This is a genomic window from Stenotrophomonas panacihumi, from assembly GCF_001431645.1.
Lineage (GTDB): Bacteria > Pseudomonadota > Gammaproteobacteria > Xanthomonadales > Xanthomonadaceae > Stenotrophomonas_A > Stenotrophomonas_A panacihumi.
Window position 1 is genome coordinate 1 of record NZ_LLXU01000040.1, and the last position, 655, is coordinate 655.

Annotated in this window: 1 protein-coding gene; it reads right to left on the reverse strand. The window is 67.8% G+C overall.

What is annotated here, in order from left to right; translation table 11 throughout:
• Positions 1 to 539, reverse strand: a 539-nt coding sequence (gene maiA / locus ARC20_RS02145) for a maleylacetoacetate isomerase (protein ID WP_057643616.1), incomplete at its 3' end; no start/stop codon positions are given.
• Positions 540 to 655 lie beyond the last annotated feature (116 nt).

Consider the following 655-nt stretch of genomic DNA (forward strand, 5'->3'; position numbering starts at 1 on the left):
TTGTAGAGCTGCGGGATCAGCACGCAATCGGCCAGGCCCGGTGCATCGCCGTGGCAGAAGCACCCGGTCTGCGCATCGCGCGCCAGCTGCGTTTCCAGTGCCGCAAAGCCCCGCTCCATCCAGCGCCGTGTCCACTGCTGGCGTTGTGCGCCCTCCAGCGCGAACTCGCGCTCCAGCACCTGCATGACGCGCAGGTTGTTGAGCGGGTGCACATCGCAGGCGATGAGCTGCGCCAATGCGCGCACCCGGGCGCGTTCGGCAGGCGCGCGCGGCAGCAGCGCCGTGGAGCGCGCGAATGCCTCTTCCAGATACTCCAGAATCGCCAGCGACTGCGTGATGACCACATCGCCATGCCGCAACGTCGGCACCAGTTCCTGCGGATTGAGTTGCGCATAGGCCGGCGCGTGCTGCTCGCCCCCATCGCGCACCAGATGCACCGGGCGGACGATGTAATCCAGCGCCTTCAGCCCAAGACCGATGCGCACGCGATACGCCGCGCTGGAGCGCCAGTACGAAAACAGCTCCAGGGCCGCGCTCATACGCGACCGCCTGCCGTCGCTGCGCCGCAGGTCATGGCAGCGGCTGCCGCTCGACGCGCTGTTCGATCGCACCGAAGATGCTGGCGCCACTGGCATCGAACATCTCGATCCGCACC